The sequence below is a fragment of the Jiangella ureilytica genome (assembly GCF_004348545.1).
In the GTDB taxonomy this organism is placed as follows: Bacteria; Actinomycetota; Actinomycetes; order Jiangellales; family Jiangellaceae; genus Jiangella; species Jiangella ureilytica.
Map to the genome: position 1 here is coordinate 97186 of NZ_SMKL01000002.1, position 23068 is coordinate 120253.

The window sequence follows — 23068 nt, forward strand, 5'->3', positions numbered from 1 at the left end:
GGGTCGCGGCTCTCGATCTGTCCGGGGTGTGTCGTACCGTCCTCTCGCTCTGGTCGACCTGCTCGGTCTTGGGGGTGCGGGCAGGTCGGCCGGAGTCAGGCTGCCTCACTGCAGCGGCGCGGTCACATCCAGTGGATATTGTAGCGATCCCGCAGGTCTCCGGCGTGTGACTTGACCGACGTCACACGTACAGCCCGGCCCCGGTCTCGGGCTCCCAGGCGCCGTCGCGGACGAACCGCACCAGCGTCGCCGTCGTCACCTCGTCGCCGTCGGCCAGCACCGCCCGCCGCACCAGTTCGCGCAGGTCGGCGCCCGACGCGCCGTCGGTTCCGGCGGCGACGGCGGCGACGTCGACGGCCGTGGCGAGCCGCCCGAGGTAGTGCAGCAGGATGGCCCGCCGCTGCGCACCGTCGGGCAGCGGCACCTCGACCGTGCGGTCGAACCGCGCGGCCCGTACCGCGGCGTCGTCGAGCACCTGGGGATCGTTGGTGGTGGCGACCGTGACCACGCCCTGGTGCCGGCTCATGGCGCCGTCGAGCGCGGCGAGGAACCCGTGCAGGCCGACGTCGTTGCCGTGCCGGCGCCGCCCGACGACGAGGTCGAGGTCCTCGAGCACGACCAGCGCGGGCGAGAGCCGCGTGAGCTCCTCGTACACCACCTCGATGGAGTCGACGACGGTCCGGGCGTCGCAGAACACGACGGTCACCTCGCCGGCGAGTTCGGCGGCGAGCACCCGGCACAGCGCCGACTTGCCCGTGCCCGGCGCGCCGAACAGCAGCAGGCCGCGGTTGGTGCCGAGGCCGAGCTCCTCGAGCAGCGCACGCCGGCGGAACAGCCCGGCGACGTTGAGGTCGATCTCGGCCCATACCGCCGCCGGCACGACGACGCCGTCGCGCGACACGTCGGGCACCGGCACCGTGCTGACCTTGAAGCCGCTGCCGTCGGCACGGACCTGCAGGCAGCGGCCCTTGAAGTAGTTGCGCGGGCCGCGGCCGCGCTCGACCACGCTGTGCAGATACGCCTCGGCGGCCTCGACGTCGCCGGCGCGGGCGTGCACGATCAGCTCCTTGTACGACCAGCGCGCGTCGATGGCCACGACCAGCGGCGCCGCCGCGTCCAGGGTTCCGGCCGGGAACGCCGCGACCAGGGACGTCGGCACCGTCTCGACGGCGTCGGCGTCGGCGAGGTGCAGGCGGTCCCAGCGCGGGCTCTCGTCGCTCTCGAGCCCGGCGAGGCCGGACGGCGGGTGGGCGCGCATGTCCTCGGCGAGCACGCGCGCCACCAGCGGCGCGGTGAACGGGCCGAGCTGCTCGCGGACGGCGACGACCCCGGCGCCGCTCGTGGAGCCGGGCATGGCGCCGTCGTCACCCGGCCCGACCGGCCCGACCGGCCCGATCGAGCCGGCGAGCCAGCGCCGGGCGAACTCGTCGTGGTCCTCGGCCGCCCGCAGCGGCAGCGTCGCGTCCAGCACGTGCGCCAGCCACGACAGCGTGTCCCTGACGTCCGCCGGCATGCGCCGGGTCGCGTCGTCGGTGCGCTTCACGTCATCGGTCGGTTCCTGCTCGGCGTCCATCGCCGTCACCTCCCTGGGCGTAGAAGCGCGCCACCTCCTGCCGCGCGCTCCCCCAGGGAGCGGCTGGTCGTTGCGGGGCCAGGTGCCATGTCTCGACGATACGGGCGGCCTCCGTCAGAACTCCATCGGATTCTCGCCGGCCGCGTTCCGTCCGGGGTGGCGCCTAGAGTGACGCCGACACCGTCGGGCGGCGAAGGGTGCCCATGCCAGGAGGACGCGACCAGCTCGGACCGCTGGAACGGCTCACCCGGCTGTTGCTCGTGCTCGAGTCGGCCGAGCCGGCCGGGCTGCCCGCCGCGCGCCTCGTCGCCGTCGGGCAGTACGGCGCCGACTCCGCCTACGACGCGCAGCGGCAGCTCGCCCGCGACGTCACCGCGCTGACCGCCATCGGCTGGGACATCCGCAACGTCGCCGGGCCCGGGGTCGACGCCGTCTACCGGCTGCATGCGCGCGACACCCGGCTGCGGGTCGAGCTGGCGCCGGAGCACCAGGTCGAGCTGGTCCGGGCGGCGCTGGTCGCGGGCGACCCAGGCTTCCGCGAGCGGCTGGGCGACCTGCCCGAGCCGGACTCGGACGAGGCTCGTCTCATCCGCTCGGGCGAGCCGCCCCGCGCGGCCGACCCGCTCACCGAGGCCGCGTACGCCGTCGAGCGGCGCTGCCTCATCCACTTCACCTACAAGGGCCGGGTGCGCGTGGTGCGGCCGCAGCTGGTCCGCCCGGGCGCGTCCGGCTGGTACCTGTACGGCCACGAGATCGGGTCGGCCGAGACCAAGTGGTTCGTCACCGACCGCATGTCCGACGTCTCGCTCGACCCGCCCGGCACCGCCGGCCCCGTCCGCGACGTCACCGCCGACCCGCTGAATCCCGTCACCTGGACCCGCGACCCGCTCGTCGACGTGGTCGTCGCGACCACGGCCGAGCACGAGCCGCAGGTCGCGGCCATGCTCGGCACGCCGTCCGCCCGTCATGCGGCCGGCGACGGCGACACCGTGCGTCTCACCGTGCCGGTCACGAACCGAGCGGCCTTCCGGGCCCGCCTCTACGAGCTCGGCCGGCGCGCCCGCGTCGTCTCGCCGCAGGACGTCGTCGACGAGATCGTGGCCGAGCTGCGCCGGTTCGTGGGGCCGGCCGCACCGGAGCGGCGGTGAGTCGAGCGTGAGCACGCCACACTACGTCCGCCGGTTCGACCGCGTCACGCGCGCGCTCAACGAGCTGTCCCTGCACGCGGGCGGGCTGCCCATCGCCGCACTCGCCGAGCACGTGGGGACCGACGCGGCGACGCTGCGGGCCGAGCTGCGCGCCTACTTCCGTGCCGACGTCGACCCCGCCTTCAGCCCGAACGCGATCAGGCAGACCAGCATCCGCTTCCACGACGCCGACGGCGCCGACGTCGAGCCGGCGGTCGCGGAGTTCGTGTCGGCGTCGCCGCGGCCCACCGAGGAGATCGGCGCCGACTACGTCACCGTCGGCGAGCTGGCCCGCATCTACCGCGCGGGGCAGGACCTGCTCGCGGTGGAGCCCGGGAACTCCGCTTTGGAGGGTGCCCTCACGGCGCTGACGGCGACCGTGCTGGCCGGTCTCGGGACGGGCGGGTCCGGCCGGGCCGCCTGGCTGGGTGATCTGGTCGCGTCCGTCGGCGACGCCCTGCGGTCGCGGCGGCGGCTGTCGCTCACCTACGCCCGGGCCTGGCAGCCCGGTGTCCGCACCCACGTCGTCGAGCCGTACCGCCTGGTCAAGACCCGCCGCGGCTGGGAGCTCGATGCCGGCTTGGTCGAGAACGACGCCTTCGGCGGGCGCGTCGGCACCTTCCTGCTGTCGGGCGTTCGATCGGCGACGGTGCTCGCCGCCGGCTTCGAGCGCCCCGCCGGCGTCGACGACCTGATCGCCGCCAACCGCCGCACCACCGCCGTCGACCTCGTCACTCCCCAGGACAGCCGCTGGGTGGTCGACCGATTCTCCGAGTCCGTCGAGGTGCTGGGCGCGGACGAGGACATGGTCCGCATGCGGGCGCATCTGCTGCCCCCGGTCGAGCAGCGGCTCGGGCTGCTGCTCCTGGTCGCCGGGCCGGACACCTGGGTCAACACCCCGACGGCGCTGAGGGACGCCGGCACCGACCTCGCCCGCGACCTGCTCGCCCACTACACGAGCTGACGCGCGCCGAACTGTCCGAGGTCGTTGCTAGACATCGCCGTGATCGAACACCACGGTCGAGGAGGCGCGTCCGATGACCGACCACGACGGACCTGACGACGGCCACGTCCTGAGCGCCGTGCTCGAGCTCGCCGACGCCGACGACACGTTGACCGACGAGTCGACGGTGCTGGTGCTCGCGGCGCTCGAGAGCGAGGCCGAACTCGCTGCCGCACTGCGCGCCGGCCGTGATGAGGGGTCGGTTCCCCGCCCGCCGATGCCGGCGCAGTCCACGCCGCCGGTCGGTGCCTTCGTGACCTCGATCCGCGTCGAAGGCTTCCGTGGCATCGGTCCCGCCGCCGAGCTGACGCTGCACCCGAGCCCAGGGCTGACGGTGGTCGCCGGCCGGAACGGCTCTGGCAAGTCCAGCTTCTCCGAGGCGCTGGAACTCGCCCTGACCGGCGACAGCTACCGCTGGAGCAAGCGAACGGCGGTATGGTCCGAGCACTGGCGCAACCTCCGTAGCCGGGCGGCGGCACGCATCCGGATAGGCCTGGCCGAGGAGGGCGCCGGCACCACCACGGTCGGCGTCGACTGGGCCGACGGTGCCGGGCTCGGCGACAGGCAGGTGTGGGTCCAGCGGCCGGGCGGACGGCGCGAGTCCGGCACGGGCGGCCTGGGCTGGAGCCGGCCGCTCGAGCTGTACCGGCCGATCCTGTCCTACGAGGAGTTGGGCGGGATCCTCCAGGACGGCCCCAGCAGACTGTTCGACGCTCTCGACGCGATCCTCGGCATCGAGCAGGCCACCGATGCGCTGCAGCGCCTCGCCGCCGTCGCGAAGGAGCTGGAGGCGCCGGCGAAGGCCGTGAAGGCGGAACGCACAGCGCTGAAGAAGGTGCTCGCGGGGTCGGCCGACGAGCGGGCGGCACAGGCGCACGATCAGTTGCGCCGGCACCATCCCGATCTCGCAGCCGTCGAAGCCGTTGCCACTGGCCGGCAGGCGGTGCAGCCCGTGGGCGACCTCGCCCGGCTGCGTGCGCTGACGAGACTGACGGTGCCGGCGCAGGACGAAGTCCGGGCCGGGGTCACGGAGCTGCGCGCGGCCGCCGCGGAATTCGAGGCGCTGGCCGCGGACGCGGCCGAGCTGGCCGCGCGGCGGGCCGCACTTCTCCGGCAGGCGCTGGAGCTCCACCGGGAGCACGGCGACGTGCCCTGTCCGGTGTGCGGCGGTGGGACGCTCGACGCCGCCTGGCATGAGGAGACCGAGGCCGCGCTCGCCGCGGCGTCGGCCTCCTCGGAAGCGTACGGCGATGCCTTCCGACGTCTCGATCTGGCCCGAGACCAGGCCCGCTCGCTCGTGCGCGAGGTCGGTGAGCCGGTCGCGGCGGACCGCTTCGCACTGCAGGCACACGCGCCTGCGCTCACGGCCTGGCACGCCTGGAGCCGCCCGGCCGCCGATGACGACGAACTGGCCGCACGTCTGGACACCGAGTACGACCGGTTGGCCGCCGCGTACGCGCGACTCCGGGACGAGGCGTCCGCGGTCCTCTCCGAGCATGAGGATGCGTGGACCCCGCTCGCCGTCCGATTGGCCACATGGGTGGAGCAGGCCCGCAGCGTGCAGTCGGACGACCCGGCTCGCGAGCAGGTCGATGCCGCCCACCGATTCATGAGGGCCGCCGTCGACGAGCTCCGGACGCGCGAGTTCGACCGGCTGGCCGACCGAGCCCGCGAGATCTGGGCCGCCCTGCGCCACGACAGCAACGTCGACCTCGGCGCCATCCGGCCGAAGGGGCAGGGCAATCGGCGCCACATCGAGCTGGTGGCGGAGGTCGACGGCGAGGACGCGGGCGCGCTCGGCGTGATGAGCCAGGGCGAGCTGCACGCCCTCGCCCTGGCGCTCTTCATCCCGCGCGCGACGATGCCCGGCAGCCCGTTCCGCTTCATCGTGCTCGACGACCCGATCCAGGCCATGGACCCGGCCAAGGTCGACGGCCTCGTCCGAGTCCTCGCCGAGCTGGCCGTGGACCGCCAGGTCATCGTCCTGTCGCACGACGATCGCCTCACCTCCGCGGTGCGACAACTCGGCGTCGATGCCCGCATCCTCGAGCTCTCCAGAACGGCCGGATCCGCCGTCGACGTGCGGCCGGGAAAGGATCCGGCGCAGCGGCACCTCGACGACGCCTTCGCGGTCGCCCGGGACGGGCAGGTGCCTGCCGACATCGCACTGCGCGTGCTTCCCGGACTGTGCCGAGCCGCCGTCGAGGCGGCCGCCCGCGACGTCTACTTCGCCGCCCGGTTCCGAGCGGGTGCCTCTCGGGTCGAGGTCGAGCGGGTCTGGCAGAGCGCCCTTCGGACCCGGCAACGGCTGGGACTCGCCCTGTCCGGTGACGCCGACATGAACCTGTCGTCGTGGCGGGATCGGAAGCACTGGCGGCGTACGGCGCTCGGCATCGTCGGGTCGGGCGCGCACGACGGCCTGCGGAGCGACCCCATCGGCGCCCTTCGCGATGTCGAACGCCTGGTCCAGGAGTTGCGGCTTCCATGACCGACGCCGGTGAGGTTCTCCGTCAGGCACGCGGAGTCCTGGACGGAACCCACGCCGTCCCCGCGGCGCAGGTCTCCCGGGTGGCCGCGATCCTCGCCCGGCAGGCGCTCGAAGAGCTGATCGTGGATCGTCTCGCACAGCTGGGCGCTCAGGTGCCCGGAGCCACGATGCGGTCCAAGCTCGTGTGCCTGCGCGGTCTGGACGATCGAGTGGTCGCCGAGAGCGCGACGATCGCGTGGGACGGTCTCAGTCGTGCCTGTCATCTGCATGCCTACGAACTGCCGCCGATGCCGGAGGAGGTCGGCTACCTGATCGACATGGTCGAGGCGTTGCTCGAGCCGTCACGAGCCGCGGTGCCGGCCGCGAGATGAGGTGGGGCGAGCTCATCGGCTCGGACCGGTCGGGCCGCGCGCGCCGCCGTCGTGAGCACCGATTCGTGTCGGTCCCGCCGCTGAGGTGCTGCGCCACACCGCCGCCTTCCACGACGGCGCGGTGGACGAGGTGCACGTGGTGGGCGCTCGCCGGCCACGCCGCGGTCGCGACCGGCAGCCGCTCGTTCTCGGCAGCCGGGTCCACGCCACGCTCAACGACACCCTGAGATCGGCGGCACCACGAGGCTGGCCGGCTCTCGCCGCCGCGCCGACCGCTACCGCGCCTACGTCGAGACGGTCCACCGCTGGGCCTTCGACTACCAGTCGTCAGGCCTCGACGTCGGCGCCGAGCGCATCGAGTTCGTGCTGTTCCACCACAACGGAGGTGCGCCACCGAATGGATGACCAGGAGGCCGACTGTCCGCGCTCAGGCGTAATGTCCTGATTGCACATATCCGCGGCCCACGGGGGACGCCATGGCGCGCACCGTCAGCAGCACCGCGCTGCCCGCCGCACTTCCGGCGCTCATCGACAAGTATCGCGACGTCCAGCCGCGGCCGGTACGATTCCGGCCGGCGACTTGGAAGGGCGTGCTCTACCACGTGCGCCCCGAGCTGGACGTGACGGCGTTGCTGCGCAGCCGGCAGTACACCGCGCCGCTCGCGGAGTCGAAGGCGAAGGATCGCACCGTCACGCTCGCCGACGTGCGGGCGGCGTGCCGGGCGATGGACCTCGCCGACGAGCGCGACGTGTTGCAGACGTTCGTGCTGACCATGGCCTGGGCGTCGGAGGGGACGGCGGCGAACACCACCCTGCGGGCGACGGCGCGGGCTCTCACCGACCCCGGCCGGGCGCACCGGATCCTGGCCGACGCGGCGCGCACGCTCCGGGCGGCGCAGGGCCTGCGTGACGGCGCCCTCGAGGCCGCCCATCGGGCCTGGTCGCTGCGCGGCGTCGGCCAGTCGCAGGCGAGCCGGTGGTGGGCCTGCGCGGGTCACGTGGCCGGCCGGACGTGGCAGCCGCTGATCCTCGACGACCGGGTGTACGCGACGCTGAACCGAACGCTCATGATCGGCGGGACGACCCGGCTGGCCAGCTCGCGCCGCCGCGCTGACCGCTACCGCGCCTACGTCGAGGCGATCCACCGCTGGGCCGTCGAGCTGGGGCTCGAGGGCCGCGACGCCGACGCCGAGCGCATCGCGTTCGTGCTCGGCCGGCACGACGGTGGCGCGGTGCCGACTCCCTGATCACGCCCTGGTGAAGGTCACTGGAAGATACCTTTCCGGTCGTTCGCCTGACCCGGAAGGGGATCTGCGCAATCATGGTCAAATACCGCAACGGCGCGGGAGGTTCCGCGGGGTAGGTCGCCAGTAGTCGACGTCGAACCCGGCACACCGTGGTGAGGAAGGGACTGACGTGACGACACACCCTGCTCTCGACGACGAGCAGCAGCGGCTCGACCGCTCGTACGCCGTCCTGGGCGACGACGCGCCGGACCGGCCGCTGATCTTCGGCCGGGTCGACGACGCCGGCGGCTCGCGCTACGTGGGTCGCCTCGAGGTCCGCGACGACTCCGGCGACCCCGTCGTCATCGCCTGGCACTCGCCCGAGGCCGGCGCGTTCTACCAGGCCTGCGCCACCGATCCGGCCGGCGTCACGCTCAAACGCGTCGTCACCGTCAGCGGCCGCCAGGTCATCGCCGTCCACGACGAGATCGCCGGCGGCGCTCCCGCCGACGTCAGCCCCGGCCGCGACAACCGCCCCGTCGTCGGCAAGGTCGTCGTCGCCGCGCTCGAGCAGTTCCGCACCGGCACCATCGCCGAGGCCACGGCGACCCTCCGGCCCGAGCAGTACCGCATCGTCCGCGAGGCCGGCGACGGCGTCCTGGTCGTCCGGGGCGGGCCCGGCACCGGCAAGACCATCACCGCGCTGCACCGCGCCGCCTGGCTGGCCGCCCACGACGACGGCGTCCGCTCGGCCGGCCTGCTGCTCGTGGTCCCGACCCCGGCCCTGCGCAGCTACATCGGCGATGCCCTGCCGTGCCTGGGGGTCGACGCGCTGACCGCTGACATCGCCTCGCTCTACGGCGGCCCGGCCCGACGCCGCGGCCGCGACACGAAGGCCGAGGCGGCACGGGTCAAGGGCTCCGCCGTCATGGCCATGGTGCTGCGCCGCCTGGTCGAGTCGGCCGGCGACCCCGGCACACCCGAGGACCTGCTGCGCCAGCTCTACGGCGACCCGTCACTGCTCGAGCGCCTCGCCGACGACCTCCTCAAGGTGGGCCAGCGCGACGTCCTGTACCGCGAGCCGGCCGCGTCGGCCGACGACGAGCCGTGGACCGTCGACGACCTCGTGCTGCTCGACGAGCTGTCGCACCTGCTGGGCCATGCGCCGCCGCGCTACGGGCACGCCGTCGTCGACGAGGCCCAGAACCTCTCGCCCATGCAGGCACGCGCCATCGCCCGCCGGTGCCGCAACGTCACGCTCGTCGGCGACCTCGAATGCTCCACCGGCCCCGGCAAGCACGACTCCTGGAGCGAGCTGACCAGCTACTTCGCCTCCGAGGCGCGCGAGGCCACGCTGAGCCTCGGCTACCGCGTCCCGCGTCCCGTCGTCGAGCTGTCGCGCCGGCAGCTGCCCGACGGCGGCACCCTCGACCTCGCGCAGTCACTGCGCGACGGTCTCGGCACCCCGCTGGTCCGCCGCGTCGACCCGGGCGACGCCGTCGCGGTCGCGATCTCCGCGGGCGAGGCGGCGGCCGGCACAGGGTTCAAGGTCGGTGTCGTCGTGGCCCCGGCCCGCTACGACGAGGTGCTGCGCTACTGCTGCTCGGCCGGCATCAAAGCCGGCGACGGCCGCGACGGCGACCTCGCGCAGCCGGTCACGCTGCTGCCGGCCGACCAGGTCAGCGGCCTGGAGTTCGACGCGGTCGCGCTGGTCGAGCCGGCCGAGATCGGCGACGACACGGAGCTCGGGCGGCGGCTGCTGTACGTCGCCATGACCCGGTGCACGCAGTCGCTGGCGGTCTTCCACTCGGCGCCGCTGCCGGCCGGCATGGAGCACCTCGAGGGCCCGGCGCCGTCGCGCGAGCCCGAGGTCGAGCACCGGCCCCGGCCCGCCCGCACCGAGGACCTCGTCGACCTGTTCAAGCTCTTGCGCGACGACGACCGCATGCTCGTCGAGGTCATGATCCGCCGGCTCCTCCGCGACTCCCTCGAGCGCGACGAGGACTGAGCGGTCCACTGCATTGGCGCAAGGCGGCCGTCATCGTCGCGACCGCGGCACCGCCGAACTCGACCGACCGCGGCGGGCTGCGGTCAGCCGTCGAGGGACTGCTGCGCACCTGGGTGGAACTGGAACACGGCACGGCCGGCACGGTGGCGCAGACCGAGGCGCGGGTGCGGCGCGTGGCGGCAGGACTGACGGAGGTCCGGCTGCCGGCGCCGGGGAGATGGTGGGATCGTCTGCACGAGTTTGACCGCCCGCGACCGCGTGAACCACAGCAGGACGAGTAAATGGTTCATCTGGTGAAACCGTCACCACCTTGTGCCTATCGAAACCTCCGTGGCTAACCGGCAGTTGGGGCAATACACCACGGTAATTCGGTCCAAAATGAGAAATGGCGAACTACCCTGGCCTTTCACATGACACGGGCATAGCATGATCGTCCGATGTTGCTGTGGAGGGGCGCCATGGCTGGAGGACGGGACCAACTCGGTCCATTGGAACGGGTGACTCGGGTGCTGGTCGCGCTGGTCGCGGCCGAGCCGAAGGGGATCCCTACTCCGCGATTGCTGAAGATCGCGGCGTTCGGCGGGGGAGAAGAACATCATGTACGGCAGTTGAAACGGCTGATCGAAGATCTCAACACGGCCGGGTGGGACATCCGCAACACCGCGCCGCCCGGGCAGACCGCCGTCTATCGCGCGTTCGCCGGCGACAATCGGCTGCGGCTGACCCTGACTCCGGCGCAGCAGGCCGAGCTCGCGCGCGCCGCGCTCATCGCCGGCGACTCCGAGTTCGCCGAGCGCGCCGGCATCGAGGGCACACGCGCGGAGCCGATCCCGGAGTTGCGCACCGCGCAGCGGGCCGGGCAGGACGACGCCCTCGACAAGGTCCTGTACGCGCTGGAACGACGGTGCCGGCTGCGGTTCGTCTACAAGCAGCGGCATCGCGTCGTGCATCCGCACTTCGTCTATCCCGGCACGTCGGGCTGGCACCTGGTCGGCCACGAGGACGGCAGCGAGAAGGACAAGCGGTTCGTCACCGACCGCATGTCCGCCGTCCGGGTCGACCTGCCGCGCACCGCCCACCCGCGGCACGAGCCGTTCCGCGACGAGCTCGACCCGCTGACCTGGGGGGTCGACGAGCCCGTCGACGTCACCGTCGAGACGACGCCGGAGCACCGCAACCAGGTCGAGACACTGCTGGGCACGCCGTCGTACCACGAGGTCGACGACGACGTGGTCCGGCTGACCATCCGGGTGACGCACCGGTCGGCGTTCCGCAACCGCGTCTACGAGCTCGGCCCGCGCGTCAGCGTGCTCGGGCCCGAGAGCATCCGCAGCGAGCTCCTCGCGGAGCTGGAATCATTCCTGGACTGACCCATGACCATCACCACGCCCGTGTTCGTCCGCCGCTTCGAACGGGTCGCGCACGCCCTCCAGATCCTGACCATGCACCCCGACGGCGTGCCGCTGAGCCGGCTCGCGGCCGAGCTGGACGTGGACGAGCAGACGCTGCGCGCCGAGATCGTCGCGTTCTACTGCGCCGACAGCGCCGCGTTCGACCCCGGCCCGCTGCGGCAGGTCCGCATCGAGTTCCTCGACCGCGACGGCGGGGTCGACGACGCCGATCCCGCCGTCGCCGAGCTGGTGCGCGCGTCGACCGAGCGGCCCGCGGCCGAGATCGGCGTGGTGCACACCTCGCCGGCCGAGCTGGCCAACATCTACCGGGCCGGGCAGGCGCTGCTGTCGCTCGAGCCCGAGAACGACGTGCTCGACGGCGCGCTGCGAGCACTCGGCGACACGATGCTGCAGGGCATCCGGCCGGTCGACGACCACTGGAAGGCCGAGCTCGCCGCCATGCTCGTCGAGGCGATCAAGCGGCGCCGCTGGGTGCACATCGACTACACGCCGGTGTGGCGCGACGACAGCCGCGAGCACCGCATCGCGCCGTACCGCCTCTTGCGCACCCGGCGCGGCTGGGAGGTCGACGCCGGCATGTCCGCCGACGGCCGCGTGGTGGGCAGCTTCCTGCTGACCGGCATCCGCGAGGCGACGGTGCTCGACGAGACGTTCGAGCGCACGCCGGAGATCGACGACCGGCTGGCGACCAGCCGGTACGAACAGCAGGTCGAGCTGGTCGTGCCGCAGGACGCGCGCTGGGCGGTCGACCGGTTCGCCGAGGGCTCCGACGTGCTCGCCGAGGACGCGGAGTCGGTCCTGCTGCGGGTGCGGCTGCTGCCGCCGGTCGAGCGACGGCTCGGCATCCTGCTGCTCACCGCCGGGCCCGAAGCGTTCGTCACCGATCCGCCGGTGCTGGCCGACGCCGGGCGGACCCTCGCCCGCGAGCTGCTGGAGCACCACGCGGGCGCTCGCCCGACCACCGCCGACGACTGATCGGGCCCCATGACAGGCTTGGCCGCATGGCTGAGAACGCACTACGCACGGTGTTCCTGCGGCGCGTCGGCGAGCGCCGCTACGTCGCGACCAACGTCCGCGGCGGCGAGTTGACCGTCGGGGAGGACGGCGACGACTTCACGCCCGTCGAACTGCTGCTCACGGCGATCGCCGGCTGCTCGGCCATCGACATCGACCTCATCACGTCGCGCCGCGCCGAACCCGAGAAGTTCGAGATGGTGACGACCGCGACCAAGATCCGCGACGAGCAGGGCAACCGGCTCGAGGACATCGAGGTCTCGATCCGCATCACGTTCCCCGACGGCGAGGGCGGCGACGCCGCACGCGAGGTGCTGCCCGACGCCGTCAAGAAGACGCACGACCGCCTGTGCACCGTGAGCCGGACCGTCCAGATCGGCACTCCGGTCACGCTGAACCTCGGCTGACACCCGATATGTCGTGGGTCGACCGCCTCGGCGAGCTGACTGACACGCGCACCATGCGCCGTGGCCAGGACTACGCCGGCCGTGGTCTGGTCGTCGACCTCGCCGACGACGGTGACCGGGTCACCGCGGTGGTCCGCGGCACGGACGACTACCGGGTGGAGCTGGTCGCGACGAAGCTGCGCTGGTTCTGCGACTGCCCGGTGGGGGTCACCGGCGCGTTCTGCAAGCACTGCGTGGCGGTCGCCATCCGGGCGGCGGGAGACCATGCTCGGGCAAGCGAACCCGCCGGGCTCGACCCGTTCGACGTCCGGGCCGGTGGCGACCTCGCGGTGCTCGCCGACGAGGTGGCGCGAGTGTTCACCCCTCGTCGCCGCTACTACGACTACGACCAGGCCAACGCCTATGCGGACGCCGCGGAGGCGACGACCGGCCTCCTCGAGGAGTGGAGCCGCCGAGCGCCATCGGCTGGGCTGCTGACCATCGTGCAGGCCGCCATCGATCGTGCGGTGCGCACGATCCTGCGCAGCGACGACTCGTCCGGCGGCCAGAGCATGCAGATCGACCGGCTGCTCGACGCCCACCGGAACACGGCCCGGCACGCGTCGCTCGACCGCAAGTCCGCGACGGCGCTGGCCCGGTGGCTGTACCGCTTCATGTTCGCCGGACCGCAGGACTTCCTCACCGTCGACATCGATCAGTACGCCGACGCCGTCGGGCCGGCCGGAATCGATCTCTATCGCCGCCTGCTCGACCGGACCGGCGACGGCCACGCGTCGGCGCTGCGCCATGCGCGCGGGCGGCTGGCGATCCTGAGCAGGGACGCGGAGCAGATCAGGGCTCATTTCGGCGGCGACCTGAGCCGCGCGTTCCTCGTCGACGAGCTGGCCAGGGCGCTGGAGGACGCCGGCCACGCAGACCTGGCCCTCGCACACGCCCGGGCGGGCCTGGCCGCGGATCCCCGGTCGCCGTACGCCGCTCCGCTCGTCGAGCGATTGGTCACGGACGCACTGCGCCGCAGCGCCGTCGACGAGGCCGCCCGCCTGCGTGCGGACGACTTCCACCATCGCCCGTCGACGACCACCTACGCCGCGCTCGAGCGGGCGGCCACCGCCGCGGGCAGCTGGGAGGTCGAGCGCGAGCGCGCGGACCCCGTGCTGGCGGCGGCCGATCCACCGGGCTGGGTCTCGACCTTGCTGCGCCAGGGTGACTCCGCCGCGGCGTGGGCAGCGGCGGAGACGATGCCGGAGCGCGTCGGCCTGGACCTGTGGCGGCGACTGTTCCGCGCACGGGTGCGGATCGACCCGGCGTCGACGCTGCCGCACTACCGCCGTCTCGTCGAGCAGTGCGTGCTCGCCGGGGATCGCGGCAACTACCGGACGGCCGCACGGTTGCTGCGGAACATGCGCGACACCGCGACGAAGGCGGACCGGTCGGCGCAGTTCGCGACGTATCTCGCCGAGCTCCGCGAGCGCCACCGGCGGCGCCCGGCGCTCCACGACGAGCTGCGCCGGGGCGGGGTGTGACCGGCCGTCGTCAGCGCGGGGCGCCGGCTGCGATGCGGGCCTCGTAGCGCGCCCGGGCCTTGGCGGCCTCCACCTCGCGGTCGCGCGGCGGCGCGTTGGTGACCAGCGCGTCGAGGAGATGCCTCGTCGTGTGGGCGATCTCCTCGACCGCGTGGTCGAACGCCTCGCGGTTCGCCTGCGACGGGTTGCGAGTGCCGGCCAGCTTGCGCACGTACTGCAGCGCGGCGTCGTACACCTCGTCGTTGGTGGCCGGCGGAGCGAGATTGTTGAGCGGTCTGATGTTGCGGCACATGCCCCCGAGCCTAGGCGCAGCCGCCGAGAGCGTGCACGCCCTCAGTCGCCGTCAGTCTCCGACCAGCACGTCGCCGCGGGCACTGCGCTGGTAGCGGACCACCCGCCCGTCGCGGGTCCGGTGGACCAGCCCGGCGCGCAGCAGGACGCCCAGATGGTGCGAGACGGTGGCCGGGGCCAGGCCGTGCCGGGTGCTGAGGTCGCCGGTGGACCGCGCCTCACCGAGGTCGCAGAGCAGCACGCCGCGCGTGGTCCCGAGCAGCGCGGACACGGCCCGGCGACGACGGTGTCCGGCGGCGGCGCCCGCGGCGGGCGCACCCGCGCCCACGCCGTCCGCGCCCACGCCGTCGGCCGGATAGCAGAGGACGGCGTTGCCGGGCGCGCAGATCTGCACGCTCAGCGCCGGCCAGCGCAGCGCCGACGGCGCCAGCACCAGCTCGTCGTCGCGCAAGGCGAGCCGTTCGCGATACGGCTTGCGGACCTCGAGCCGTCCGCCGGCCCAGCGCAGGTCGCCGTGCAGGGACGCGAGCACGTCGCCGACGCCGTACTCGGCCAGCCGGTGCGAGCGGGCCCGGATGTCGGCGTCGAGCGTCCCGTGCAGCGCGCTCCAGCCGTCGGCCAGCGTCGCCCGCCAGAACGCCCGCATGCCCTCGGCGACACGGGTCGCGAAGGTGCCGGCGCGGACGGCGGCGCGCGCCTCGCCGGGCAGCTCCCGCTCGGCCGCGCACCACTCCAGCTGTTGCGCGACGACGCCGGAGGGCGTGGCGGCGACGGCGTCGAGCTGGGCCTCGAGCAGCCGCGACCGACGCCCGGCCGGCGGCTGCGGCGTGAGCAGATCGGGGATGTAGCCGCGGCCTGCCTGCGGCAGGACCGCCGCGACCAGCGCCGTCCGCGGGTCGCGCAGGGCCGTCCGCGCCGCCGGGCCCGGGTCGCCGAACACCGGGTGCCGACGCCCCTGCGCCGCGAGCATCAGCCAGCCGATCAGCTCATAGGCCGGCGACGGCGTCAACCTCACCCTCGCGAGGCTCGCGCTGTCGACGTCCACCAGGATCACGGGTGCACGATAGCCCTCCTCGTCCCGATTCGACCCAGGTCGAATCTCTTCGGACCCGGCCCGGCACTGCTCTTGACTCGGTGCACCGTCCCGAGAGGAGCACCCATGAAGATCCGCGCCCGCGCCGCACTGCCCGCCGTCGCCGTCCTCGCCGCCGCCGCGCTGCCCGCCGCCTCGCACGCCGACCCCGCCGCCGAGGTGTCAACCGCCGGCCTGCCGCACCGGATGTGCGCGAAGGCCTTCGACCGCGCCGTCGACGCCTACGTGCAGACCACCCACGACCGCGACGTCGACGGGTTCGCCGCGGTCCTGCACGAGGACGTCACCGCGATCTTCGCCACCGGCGACGTCCTGTACGGCAAGGACCAGACAATGGGCTTCATCGAGCGGTTCTTCGCCGCGCCGGACTGGACGCAGACCTTCCAGGAGCTGACCCGCGAGGTCCGCGGCTGCAGCACCGGCTTCGTGCTCTTCGACTCCGTCTACACGCCGTCGCCCGGCGCGGACCCGGAGCCGCTGGTCATCGGCGTGACGTTCGTCTTCGAGCGGAGCCGCTGGCTGGCACTGCACAACCAGGACAGCACCGGCCCAGCCACCGGCACCCCCTGACGTCAGCCGGCGAGCTCGCGTTCCAGCGGGGTACGGAAGCTCGGGATGACCGTGGCGCCGCCCAGCCGCGCCTCGAGGTCGCCGGCCGCCTGCTCGACGGCGGCAGCCGCCTCGGTGCCGGCGTCCTCGAGCAGCCGCCACCGGATCGTCCCGCCGCCCATGCCCCAGCCGCCGACCACCCGCCCGCCCCACCACACCGTCGGGCCGATGTTGCCGTTACGGTCGAACAGCGCGTCGCGGTGCGGGCCGAGGAACCAGTCGCGCTGCTGCCAGCCCATGGGCGTGGGGTCGAGGGCGGGCAGCAGCGTGGCCACGGGCGCGACGTCGGCGGCGGGCTCGGTGTCGTCGGCCAGGACCACGCCCGCGACGCCGGAGAGGTCGGCGTCGACGGTGTCGAGTGCGGCCAGCACCTGGCGCGTGACGCCGAGGGTCCACCCCGTCCACCACTGCAGGTCGGCCACGGTGGCCGGGCCGAACACCTCGAGCCAGCGCCGGGCCAGCGTGACCCTGGCCTCGGCCTCGGGGATGTCGGGCAGGCCGTCGGGCCAGAGGCGGCGGACCGACGCCCACCGGTGCTGCCGCGACAGCCAGGTGCCCGCGGGCCGCCCGCGCACGATGCGGCCGTCGGCGCCCATGAGCGTGAGCACCCGGCTGGTGATGTTCTGCTTGACGTCCCACTTCTTGTCGGTGGTGGGCAGGACGGCGGTGCGCAACCGCGGCTCGGCCTTGGCCAGCTCGGTGGCCAGCGCCTCGCCGCGTTCGTCGAGCGCCTTCTCGGTACTGGTCTCGACGTCGGCCAGCCAGGCCGCGACGTCACCCTCGAGCGGCGGGTCGGTGGGCAACGTGCTGAGGTGCTGGACCAGCTGGCGGCGCAGCCGCTGGGCGATGGCCAGCCCGGCGGCGCTGTGGACGACCGGCACGAAGTCGGCCGGCGCGACGAACATGGTGCGGCGCATGGCGATGAGCTTGACCACCGAGCGGTCGTCGTAGAGCGCGGCCGACACGTCGCCGAGCGTGGCCGCAGGCACCCTGGCCAGCGCGGACAGATACACCGACGCGGGATCGGTGGCGTGCAGGACGACCATGCCGGCGACCGCCTCGGCCACCGACGCGGCGGCGGTCTCGCGCGCCAGGTGGTGGCGGCGCAGCAGGCGCACGCGGCGCTGTTCGGGGCTGACGGTGAGCACGATTCCGATCCTCGCACGGCCGTCCGACAACGTCGGAATGTCCGGGATTCATCGGACCACGGAACGGGAACGATCTCCGTGATCCGGTTGACAGTGTCCGTAATGTATGAGGTTGGCACGATTCTTCTCAGTACGTGGACTGCTCGGGGGGCACCGTGAGTCAGCACAAGGCAACGGAAGAACGCCGCTACCGGACGGAGCTGGCGGTCGTCATCCTCATCGGCATCGCCATCGCCGTCGGCGCCGTCGTCGCGATCATGAGTCAGGGCGGGTCCTCGGACGACCTGCCGCAGCAGTTCAACGGCTCGTCCGCCGTCGGCTGACCCGGCTCAGCTCCAGCGCACCCGCACCTGCGACCGCCAGTCGCGCAGCACGTCCGGCCGCCCGGTCGCGGTGAGCTCGGCGCCGCGGTTCCACAGGCCGAGGTAGAGCTGTGCGGCGGTACCGGCGAACTCGGCGTCGGGCTGCGCGCCCGCCCGAGCGCCCGCCGTCGTCGTCAGCGCGTCCGGCTCGACCCGCAGCGTCCACGCGTCGCCGGTGTCCGTGGCCCGGACGGCGACGGTGTACGGCTCGTCGGTGCGCAGCTTGCCGCGGCCGCGCGTGATGAAACCGCACAGCAGTTCGTCGACGCCGTCGGCCGCGAGCTCCGGCGCGATGGTGACGTCCGACGCCGTCGGCGCCCGGCCGAGCGCCGCCGCCAGCGAATCGGCGCTGTGGATGGTGGTCTCGTGCGCCTGCCTGCGGGCCCAGAAGCGGCGCGGCGGCGGCGCGTCCTTCAGGAAGACCATGGCCTCGGCGTCGTCGGGCGTGGCCGCGATGGTCCCGATCAACGATTCGAGGCCGTCGGCGAACCAGGCCAGCAGATCGGGCGCCGCCTGGGCCGCCGCCACCGAGGTCTTCGGGTCGTGGTCCTTCTCGCCGCGCAGGTGCGCCGCGGCCCAGCGGTGCACCATGCCCTGGTGCGTGACGAGCGCCCGCACGTCCCACGCGGGGCAGGTGGGGACGGGTGCGCCGAGCCCGGCCCGAGCGGCGGCGTCGAGCAGCACCGCGCCGCTGTGCCGCAGCAGCGTCACATGGCCGTCGAGTCCCAGCCGGGTCGCCACGAGCGCATCGTAGAGCTTGCGTCCGGCACACTCACCACTCGGCGAAGGAGCCGTCCCGGTGCCGCCACACCGGGGCGCGCCAGCGGTGCCCGGCCTCGTCGGCGCGGCGGACGGCGGCCTCGTCGACCGCGATGCCCAGCCCGGGCGCCGTCGGCCGCTCCACATACCCCTCGACGAACCGGAGGACCGTGGGGTCGACGAGGTAGTCGAGCAGGTCGTTGCCCACGTTGTAGTGGATGCCGAGGCTCTGCTCCTGGATGAGGAAATTCGGCGTCGCGAACGCCACCTGCAGGCTCGCGGCCAGCGCGATCGGGCCGAGCGGGCAGTGCGGCGCCAGGGTCGCGCCCGCGACCTCGGCCTGGGCGGCGATGCGGCGGACCTCGGAGATGCCGCCCGCGTGCGAGATGTCGGGCTGCACGACGCTGACCCCGGCGGCCAGCGGCTCGACGAACTCGCGCCGGCCGAACAGCCGCTCGCCGGTCGCGATGGGCACCGAGCTGCATGCGACGACCGACGCGAACTGCGCGCCCAGCTCCGGCAGCACCGGCTCCTCGACGAACAGCGGATGCAGCGGCGCCATCAGCGGCAGCAGCCGGCGCGCGTTGGCCGGCGAGACCCGGCCGTGGAAGTCGACGGCGACGTCGCGATCCGGGCCGAGCGCCTCACGGACCGCGGCCAGTCGCTCCAGCACGTCGTCGGTCTCGGCCCTGGTGGCGATGGGGCCCAGCGCGGCGCTGCCGTTCATCTTGACGGCGGTGAACCCCTCGGCCACCTTCGCCGCGACACCGTCGGCGACCTCGGCCGGCTCATCGCCGCCGACCCAGGTGTACATGCGGACGCGGTCGCGCACCGGGCCGCCGAGCAGGGCGTGGACCGGGGCCCCGTACACCTGGCCGGCGATGTCCCACAGCGCCTGGTCGAGGCCCGCGACGGCGCTGGAGAGCACCGGCCCGCCGCGGTAGAACGTCGACTTCGTCATGACCTGCCAGTGGTCCTCGATGCGCAGCGGGTCCTGGCCGACCAGGTAGTCCGACAGCTCATGGACGGCGGTGCGGACGGTGTCGGCCCGCCCCTCGACGACCGGCTCGCCCCAGCCGACGACCCCCTCGTCGGTGGCGACGCGGCAGAACAGCCAGCGCGGCGCGACGAGGAACGTCTCGATCTCGGTGATCTTCACTCGGACTCCTTTCCGGACGCGATCGCCCGGACGTCGCGGTCGGCCTGGGACAGCAGGTCACGGATGGCGCGCTCGGCGCCGTCGGCGTCGCGGGCGGCGACGGCGTCGCGGACGGCACGGTGGGCGGGGACGCTGTCGGCCCACGGTCCCCGGCCGTGCACCAGCAGGTCGCGGGCGCGCAGGCCGGTCGCGATGACCTGCTCCATCTGCCGCAGCAGCTGGTTGCCCGCGGCGGCGAGCAACGCCCGGTGGAACACCAGATCCGCCTCGACGACGGCGTCGACGGAGGCGTCCGGATCGGCCATGATCGCGAGCGCATCGGTCAGCGTCGCGAGGTCGGCGTCGGTCCGCCGGGCCGCCGCCAGCCGTGCCCCGGCCGGCTCGACGATGTCGCGCACCTCGGCGAGATCGGCCAGGAACGCGTCGTCGGCGTGGTGCTGCGCCTGCCAGCGCAGGACGTCGCCGTCGAGCAGCGACCACTCCTCGCGCGGGCGGACGACGGTGCCGCGCTTCGGCCGGGCGTCGACCAGGCCCTTGGCGGCCAGGACACGCAGCGCCTCACGGACGACGGTGCGGCTCACGCCGAGGTCGCGCTCCAGCAGGGCGGGGTCCAGCGTGGCTCCGGGCGTGACGTCGCCGCGGACGATCAGCTCGCCGAGATGCGCCACGACGGCGCCGTGGATGCCGCGAAAGGGCGACCCGCTCACGCCGGCCGCCCCCGATCCGAGGCCCGGCCCGCAACAAGCCCGTCTGCAAGTCCGTCGGCAGATCCGGCCGGCAGTGTGACCGGCGTGGCGCGAGGAGGTGCGGGCCGGTTCGTGTGCGCGCCTTCGTCGGTGCCCGCCCGTAGGGTGGGCCTCCCACCCGGCCGGGCGGGGACCGACCACCGGTCGGCGGCACCCAAGCGGCCGCCGTCGTCGATCATGCCGAGTCCGCCGTCACGCTCCAGCCGCCGTCGACGACGAGGCTCGCCCCGGTGACGTACGACGCATCGGCGGAGCCGAGGAACGCCACCACCGAGGCCACTTCCTCAGGCCGGCCGAACCGCTCGAGCGTCGTCGCGCGGATGCTGCGTGCACGGTCGGGCTCGCTGACCTGGTCCCACGCCGGCGACAGGATGGGGCCGGGGACGACGGTGTTCACCCGCACGTCGGGCCCGTACTCGGCGGCGAGCTGGCGACCCAGAGACAACAGGGCCCCCTTGGTCGCGGCGTACGCGGGCCGCCCGGGCAGGCCCCGGTGGGCATGCACCGACGACGTCAGCACGATCGACCCGCCACTGCGCGCCAGCAACTCCACCAGCGCCCGCACCGCCAGGAACGAGGCGGTGAGGTTCACGGCGATCTGCCGGTCCCAGTCGGGCACGCTCAGCCGGTCGGCCGGCTCGATGACCGCGATGGCGGCGTTCGAGTGCAACAGGTCCAGCCGCCCGTGAGCGTCCGCCAGCCGCGCGGCCAACGCCGTCCACCCGTCGGCATCGGCGACGTCCAGCGGCACACCCGAGGCGGACCCGCCGAACCCGGACCGGTCCGCCGCGGACACGACCAGATCGACGGCGGCCGACAAGGACACCTCCGACACGTCGCAGAGCACGACGTGCGCGCCCTCGGCCGCCAGCCGCTGCGCCGTCGCCGCCCCGATGCCCGATGCGGCGCCGGTCACCAGCGCCACGCGGCCGCGGTACCGAGGCGCCAGAACCGCCTCGGTCTCTCCAGAGCTCACCCGCCGCAACCTACCATTCATCATTTTGTATGACTATATGGCAGAAGTACACCGACCTCAGTCACGGCTTCGAGCTGTACTGCTACGGCCACCTGATTCAGGCAGGCGTGGCGCGCCTGCGCGGCGGCGCCGAGGACGACCTGACGGCGGCCGCGCTGGCCGCCGCCGACCACGCCGTCGAGACGTTCGGCCGCGACGACGACACGCGGATCGACGGGCACCCCGAGGTCGAGGCGGCGCTGGTCGAGCCGGCCCGGGTCACGGGCCGCGAGCGCTACCTCGACCTGGCCGGACGGCTCCTGGCCCGGCGCGGCCATGACACGCTGGAGCACCACGCCATCGGCCCGGAGTACTACCTCGACGACCGGCCGCTGCGCGGGCACGCTGACCCCCCCCATCGCGGAGTGGATCGTGGAGCAACCGCGGCATCCATCGGACATTTCGCCCCGCGATCGTCGCACTACTCCAAGATCGACTCAGGAGTGAGGTGGACGGCGGCGGCGGCGCGGCCGGCGAGGGCGCGCACGGCGGCGACCAACTCCGGCGGTGACTCGACGGTGAAGGGGCAGCCGAGCATCACCAAGCGGGCGGCCAGCCAGGGCATCGAGTCGTCGCGGCGGGCGTCGAGCCGGCAGCTCGCCTCGTCGACGGCGATCACCTGCCCGGGCCCGTCGCCGAGCCGGCCGGCGACCGCACTCATCGGCGCGTCGAACGAGACCTTCACGTGGAGTTCGGGTGTGCCCCAGTCGGTCCGCCGCCCGGCGACGTAGGCCCCGGCATCTGCGGCCGGCAGCGCCCGTTCCTCGCGGATGCGGACGCCGGTCGGCTGCACGCGCGCGATCCGGTCCACCCGGTAGGTCCGCCAGTCGCCGGCGTCGCCGTCGCGTCGCGGCCCGCCGGGGGTGACGCGGCCGAGCGTGTCGGTACCCGCCCGTAGGGTAGGAGGACCCTCCCAACCGGGCGGGGACTGCCCAGCTCCAGACCGACCGGCCCCAAACTCTCCAGCCCCAGACCGACCGGCCCCAGACTCTCCAGCCCCAGGCTGTCCGGAGGACGGCCCGGACGAGGACCGTCCGGTCGGCGACTGGTCGACGGTCCAGGCGACGAGGTACCAGCGACGGCCTGAGGGGACCAGCGCGAGCGGCTCGACCAGCCGGCCCGACTCCGACGCGTCGGCGGAGGTGTAGCGGAACCGGACCCGCTCGCGGGTCGCGGCGGCCGCGGCCAGCGCCGTCAGCACCTCGGGGTCGACCACGGGTCCGTCCACCCCGATCGGCAGCGTCGCCGCCCCGAGCGTCCGCACCCGGTGCCGCAGCCTGGCCGGCAGCACCTGCTCGAGCTTGCCGAGCGCCCGCACCGACGCCTCCTCGATGCCGGCGACGGCGGATCCGGCGGCGGCGCGCAGCCCGACGGCGATGGCGACGGCCTCCTCGTCGTCGAGCAGCAAGGGCGGCAGCGCCGCGCCCGCGACCAGCCGATAGCCGCCGGCCGCGCCCAGCGACGCCTCGACCGGGTAGCCGAGGTCGCGCAGCCGGTCGACATCGCGGCGGACGGTGCGCGGGCTGACGCCCAGGCGTTGCGCCAGCTCGCTGCCCGGCCACTCGCGAGGCGTCTGCAGCAGGGACAGCAACGCGAGCAGCCGCCCGGGCGTATCGCTCATGACGACCAGGATGACGCAGAACTAGGACATGAGCAGACCTAGATGCGTCCTAG

21 protein-coding genes and 2 pseudogenes are annotated in these 23068 nt (G+C 73.7%); 13 read left to right on the top strand and 10 right to left on the bottom strand.

All coding sequences use genetic code 11. The annotated features are described in order from the left end of the window. Positions 1–181: 181 nt before the first annotated feature. Entirely contained in the window at positions 182–1573 is a 1392-nt protein-coding gene (locus E1212_RS01395; protein WP_131978020.1) for an AAA family ATPase, read from the bottom strand. A 203-nt stretch (positions 1574–1776) separates the two neighbouring features. Here E1212_RS01395 and E1212_RS01400 point away from each other — a divergent pair, with 203 nt between their 5' ends. The 10 genes from E1212_RS01400 (at position 1777) to E1212_RS01445 (ending at position 14212) form a co-directional block, all read left to right on the top strand. Beyond that, positions 1777–2721, top strand: coding sequence for a helix-turn-helix transcriptional regulator (locus E1212_RS01400; protein WP_131978022.1), 945 nt, complete (start codon positions 1777–1779; stop codon positions 2719–2721). Between the two features lie 7 nt (positions 2722–2728). After that, the gene (locus E1212_RS01405) at positions 2729–3724 is read left to right on the top strand and encodes a helix-turn-helix transcriptional regulator (RefSeq protein ID WP_131978025.1); all 996 of its coding nucleotides are present in this window, start codon (positions 2729–2731) and stop codon (positions 3722–3724) included. A gap of 73 nt (positions 3725–3797) precedes the next feature. Next, on the top strand, positions 3798–6251 hold the full coding sequence (locus E1212_RS01410; RefSeq protein WP_131978027.1) for an AAA family ATPase: 2454 nt from the start codon (positions 3798–3800) through the stop codon (positions 6249–6251). Then, complete coding sequence (locus tag E1212_RS01415) at positions 6248–6622, top strand: hypothetical protein (RefSeq protein ID WP_131978030.1); 375 nt, start codon at positions 6248–6250, stop codon at positions 6620–6622. Before E1212_RS01410 ends, E1212_RS01415 begins: the two co-directional genes overlap by 4 nt. A gap of 476 nt (positions 6623–7098) precedes the next feature. Then, positions 7099–7869 carry an 8-oxoguanine DNA glycosylase OGG fold protein gene (locus E1212_RS01420; protein WP_131978033.1) on the top strand — a complete coding sequence of 257 codons (771 nt, stop codon included), beginning with the start codon at positions 7099–7101 and terminating at the stop codon, positions 7867–7869. Between the two features lie 169 nt (positions 7870–8038). Further along, on the top strand, positions 8039–9856 hold the full coding sequence (locus tag E1212_RS01425; RefSeq protein WP_131978036.1) for an ATP-binding domain-containing protein: 1818 nt from the start codon (positions 8039–8041) through the stop codon (positions 9854–9856). 497 nt (positions 9857–10353) lie between these two features. Next, positions 10354–11226, top strand: a complete 873-nt coding sequence (locus E1212_RS01430; protein WP_162605249.1) for a helix-turn-helix transcriptional regulator — start codon at positions 10354–10356, stop codon at positions 11224–11226. 3 nt (positions 11227–11229) lie between these two features. After that, a complete protein-coding gene (locus E1212_RS01435; RefSeq protein WP_131978042.1) occupies positions 11230–12243 on the top strand; it encodes a helix-turn-helix transcriptional regulator in 1014 nt (337 codons plus the stop codon). A 26-nt stretch (positions 12244–12269) separates the two neighbouring features. Beyond that, entirely contained in the window at positions 12270–12689 is a 420-nt protein-coding gene (locus tag E1212_RS01440; protein WP_131978045.1) for an OsmC family protein, read from the top strand. Between the two features lie 53 nt (positions 12690–12742). Then, complete coding sequence (locus E1212_RS01445; protein ID WP_131978048.1) at positions 12743–14212, top strand: SWIM zinc finger family protein; 1470 nt, start codon at positions 12743–12745, stop codon at positions 14210–14212. 10 nt (positions 14213–14222) lie between these two features. Here the strand turns inward: E1212_RS01445 and E1212_RS01450 are convergent, their stop codons facing one another. Continuing rightward, positions 14223–14504: a DUF2277 domain-containing protein gene (locus E1212_RS01450; RefSeq protein ID WP_131978051.1), complete on the bottom strand. Its 282-nt coding sequence runs from the start codon at positions 14502–14504 to the stop codon at positions 14223–14225. A gap of 51 nt (positions 14505–14555) precedes the next feature. Then, positions 14556–15557, bottom strand: coding sequence for an ArsR/SmtB family transcription factor (locus E1212_RS01455; protein ID WP_131978054.1), 1002 nt, complete (start codon positions 15555–15557; stop codon positions 14556–14558). A 105-nt stretch (positions 15558–15662) separates the two neighbouring features. On the opposite strand from E1212_RS01455, the gene E1212_RS01460 reads away from it, so the two are divergent. Then, positions 15663–16166, top strand: coding sequence for a YybH family protein (locus tag E1212_RS01460; protein ID WP_131978057.1), 504 nt, complete (start codon positions 15663–15665; stop codon positions 16164–16166). Positions 16167–16168: 2 nt separating this feature from the next. On the opposite strand, the gene E1212_RS01465 is transcribed toward E1212_RS01460, so the two are convergent. Continuing rightward, positions 16169–17353 carry a winged helix DNA-binding domain-containing protein gene (locus E1212_RS01465; protein WP_203416136.1) on the bottom strand — a complete coding sequence of 395 codons (1185 nt, stop codon included), beginning with the start codon at positions 17351–17353 and terminating at the stop codon, positions 16169–16171. 155 nt (positions 17354–17508) lie between these two features. On the opposite strand from E1212_RS01465, the gene E1212_RS29180 reads away from it, so the two are divergent. Further along, positions 17509–17676 (top strand): hypothetical protein, encoded by a 168-nt coding sequence (locus E1212_RS29180; RefSeq protein WP_162605250.1) that lies wholly within the window; start codon positions 17509–17511, stop codon positions 17674–17676. Between the two features lie 6 nt (positions 17677–17682). Here E1212_RS29180 and E1212_RS01470 read toward each other — a convergent pair whose 3' ends face one another. The 4 genes from E1212_RS01470 to E1212_RS01485 form a co-directional block, all read right to left on the bottom strand. After that, positions 17683–18456, bottom strand: a complete 774-nt coding sequence (locus tag E1212_RS01470) for a maleylpyruvate isomerase family mycothiol-dependent enzyme (protein ID WP_203416138.1) — start codon at positions 18454–18456, stop codon at positions 17683–17685. A gap of 31 nt (positions 18457–18487) precedes the next feature. Continuing rightward, complete coding sequence (gene dgoD, locus E1212_RS01475) at positions 18488–19633, bottom strand: galactonate dehydratase (RefSeq protein ID WP_131978060.1); 1146 nt, start codon at positions 19631–19633, stop codon at positions 18488–18490. Beyond that, positions 19630–20340, bottom strand: coding sequence for a FadR/GntR family transcriptional regulator (locus E1212_RS01480; RefSeq protein WP_131978063.1), 711 nt, complete (start codon positions 20338–20340; stop codon positions 19630–19632). The genes dgoD and E1212_RS01480 overlap by 4 nt, the downstream gene beginning before the upstream one ends. Before the next feature lie 214 nt (positions 20341–20554). Further along, on the bottom strand, positions 20555–21355 hold the full coding sequence (locus tag E1212_RS01485) for an SDR family NAD(P)-dependent oxidoreductase (protein WP_238992216.1): 801 nt from the start codon (positions 21353–21355) through the stop codon (positions 20555–20557). 29 nt (positions 21356–21384) lie between these two features. Here E1212_RS01485 and E1212_RS30975 point away from each other — a divergent pair. Beyond that, a pseudogene (locus E1212_RS30975) lies at positions 21385–21627 on the top strand (beta-L-arabinofuranosidase domain-containing protein); the annotation flags it as partial. A gap of 188 nt (positions 21628–21815) precedes the next feature. Here E1212_RS30975 and E1212_RS30980 read toward each other — a convergent pair. Both E1212_RS30980 and E1212_RS30985 read right to left on the bottom strand, forming a co-directional pair. Further along, positions 21816–22205 carry a WCX domain-containing protein gene (locus E1212_RS30980; RefSeq protein ID WP_476702850.1) on the bottom strand — a complete coding sequence of 130 codons (390 nt, stop codon included), beginning with the start codon at positions 22203–22205 and terminating at the stop codon, positions 21816–21818. A gap of 234 nt (positions 22206–22439) precedes the next feature. Then, positions 22440–23015, bottom strand: a pseudogene (locus tag E1212_RS30985) (helix-turn-helix transcriptional regulator); the annotation flags it as partial. Positions 23016–23068 lie beyond the last annotated feature (53 nt).

Bases quoted from the DNA above. Each gene is read 5' to 3' on its own strand.
- E1212_RS01460 (WP_131978057.1), top strand. From the start codon at position 15,663: ATGAAGATCCGCGCCCGCGCCGCACTGCCCGCCGTCGCCGTCCTCGCC.
- E1212_RS01450 (WP_131978051.1), bottom strand. From the start codon at position 14,504: ATGTGCCGCAACATCAGACCGCTCAACAATCTCGCTCCGCCGGCCACC.
- E1212_RS01400 (WP_131978022.1), top strand. From the start codon at position 1,777: ATGCCAGGAGGACGCGACCAGCTCGGACCGCTGGAACGGCTCACCCGG.
- E1212_RS01410 (WP_131978027.1), top strand. From the start codon at position 3,798: ATGACCGACCACGACGGACCTGACGACGGCCACGTCCTGAGCGCCGTG.
- E1212_RS01445 (WP_131978048.1), top strand. From the start codon at position 12,743: ATGCGCCGTGGCCAGGACTACGCCGGCCGTGGTCTGGTCGTCGACCTC.
- E1212_RS01395 (WP_131978020.1), bottom strand. From the start codon at position 1,573: ATGGACGCCGAGCAGGAACCGACCGATGACGTGAAGCGCACCGACGAC.
- E1212_RS01435 (WP_131978042.1), top strand. From the start codon at position 11,230: ATGACCATCACCACGCCCGTGTTCGTCCGCCGCTTCGAACGGGTCGCG.
- E1212_RS01440 (WP_131978045.1), top strand. From the start codon at position 12,270: ATGGCTGAGAACGCACTACGCACGGTGTTCCTGCGGCGCGTCGGCGAG.
- E1212_RS01415 (WP_131978030.1), top strand. From the start codon at position 6,248: ATGACCGACGCCGGTGAGGTTCTCCGTCAGGCACGCGGAGTCCTGGAC.
- E1212_RS01420 (WP_131978033.1), top strand. From the start codon at position 7,099: ATGGCGCGCACCGTCAGCAGCACCGCGCTGCCCGCCGCACTTCCGGCG.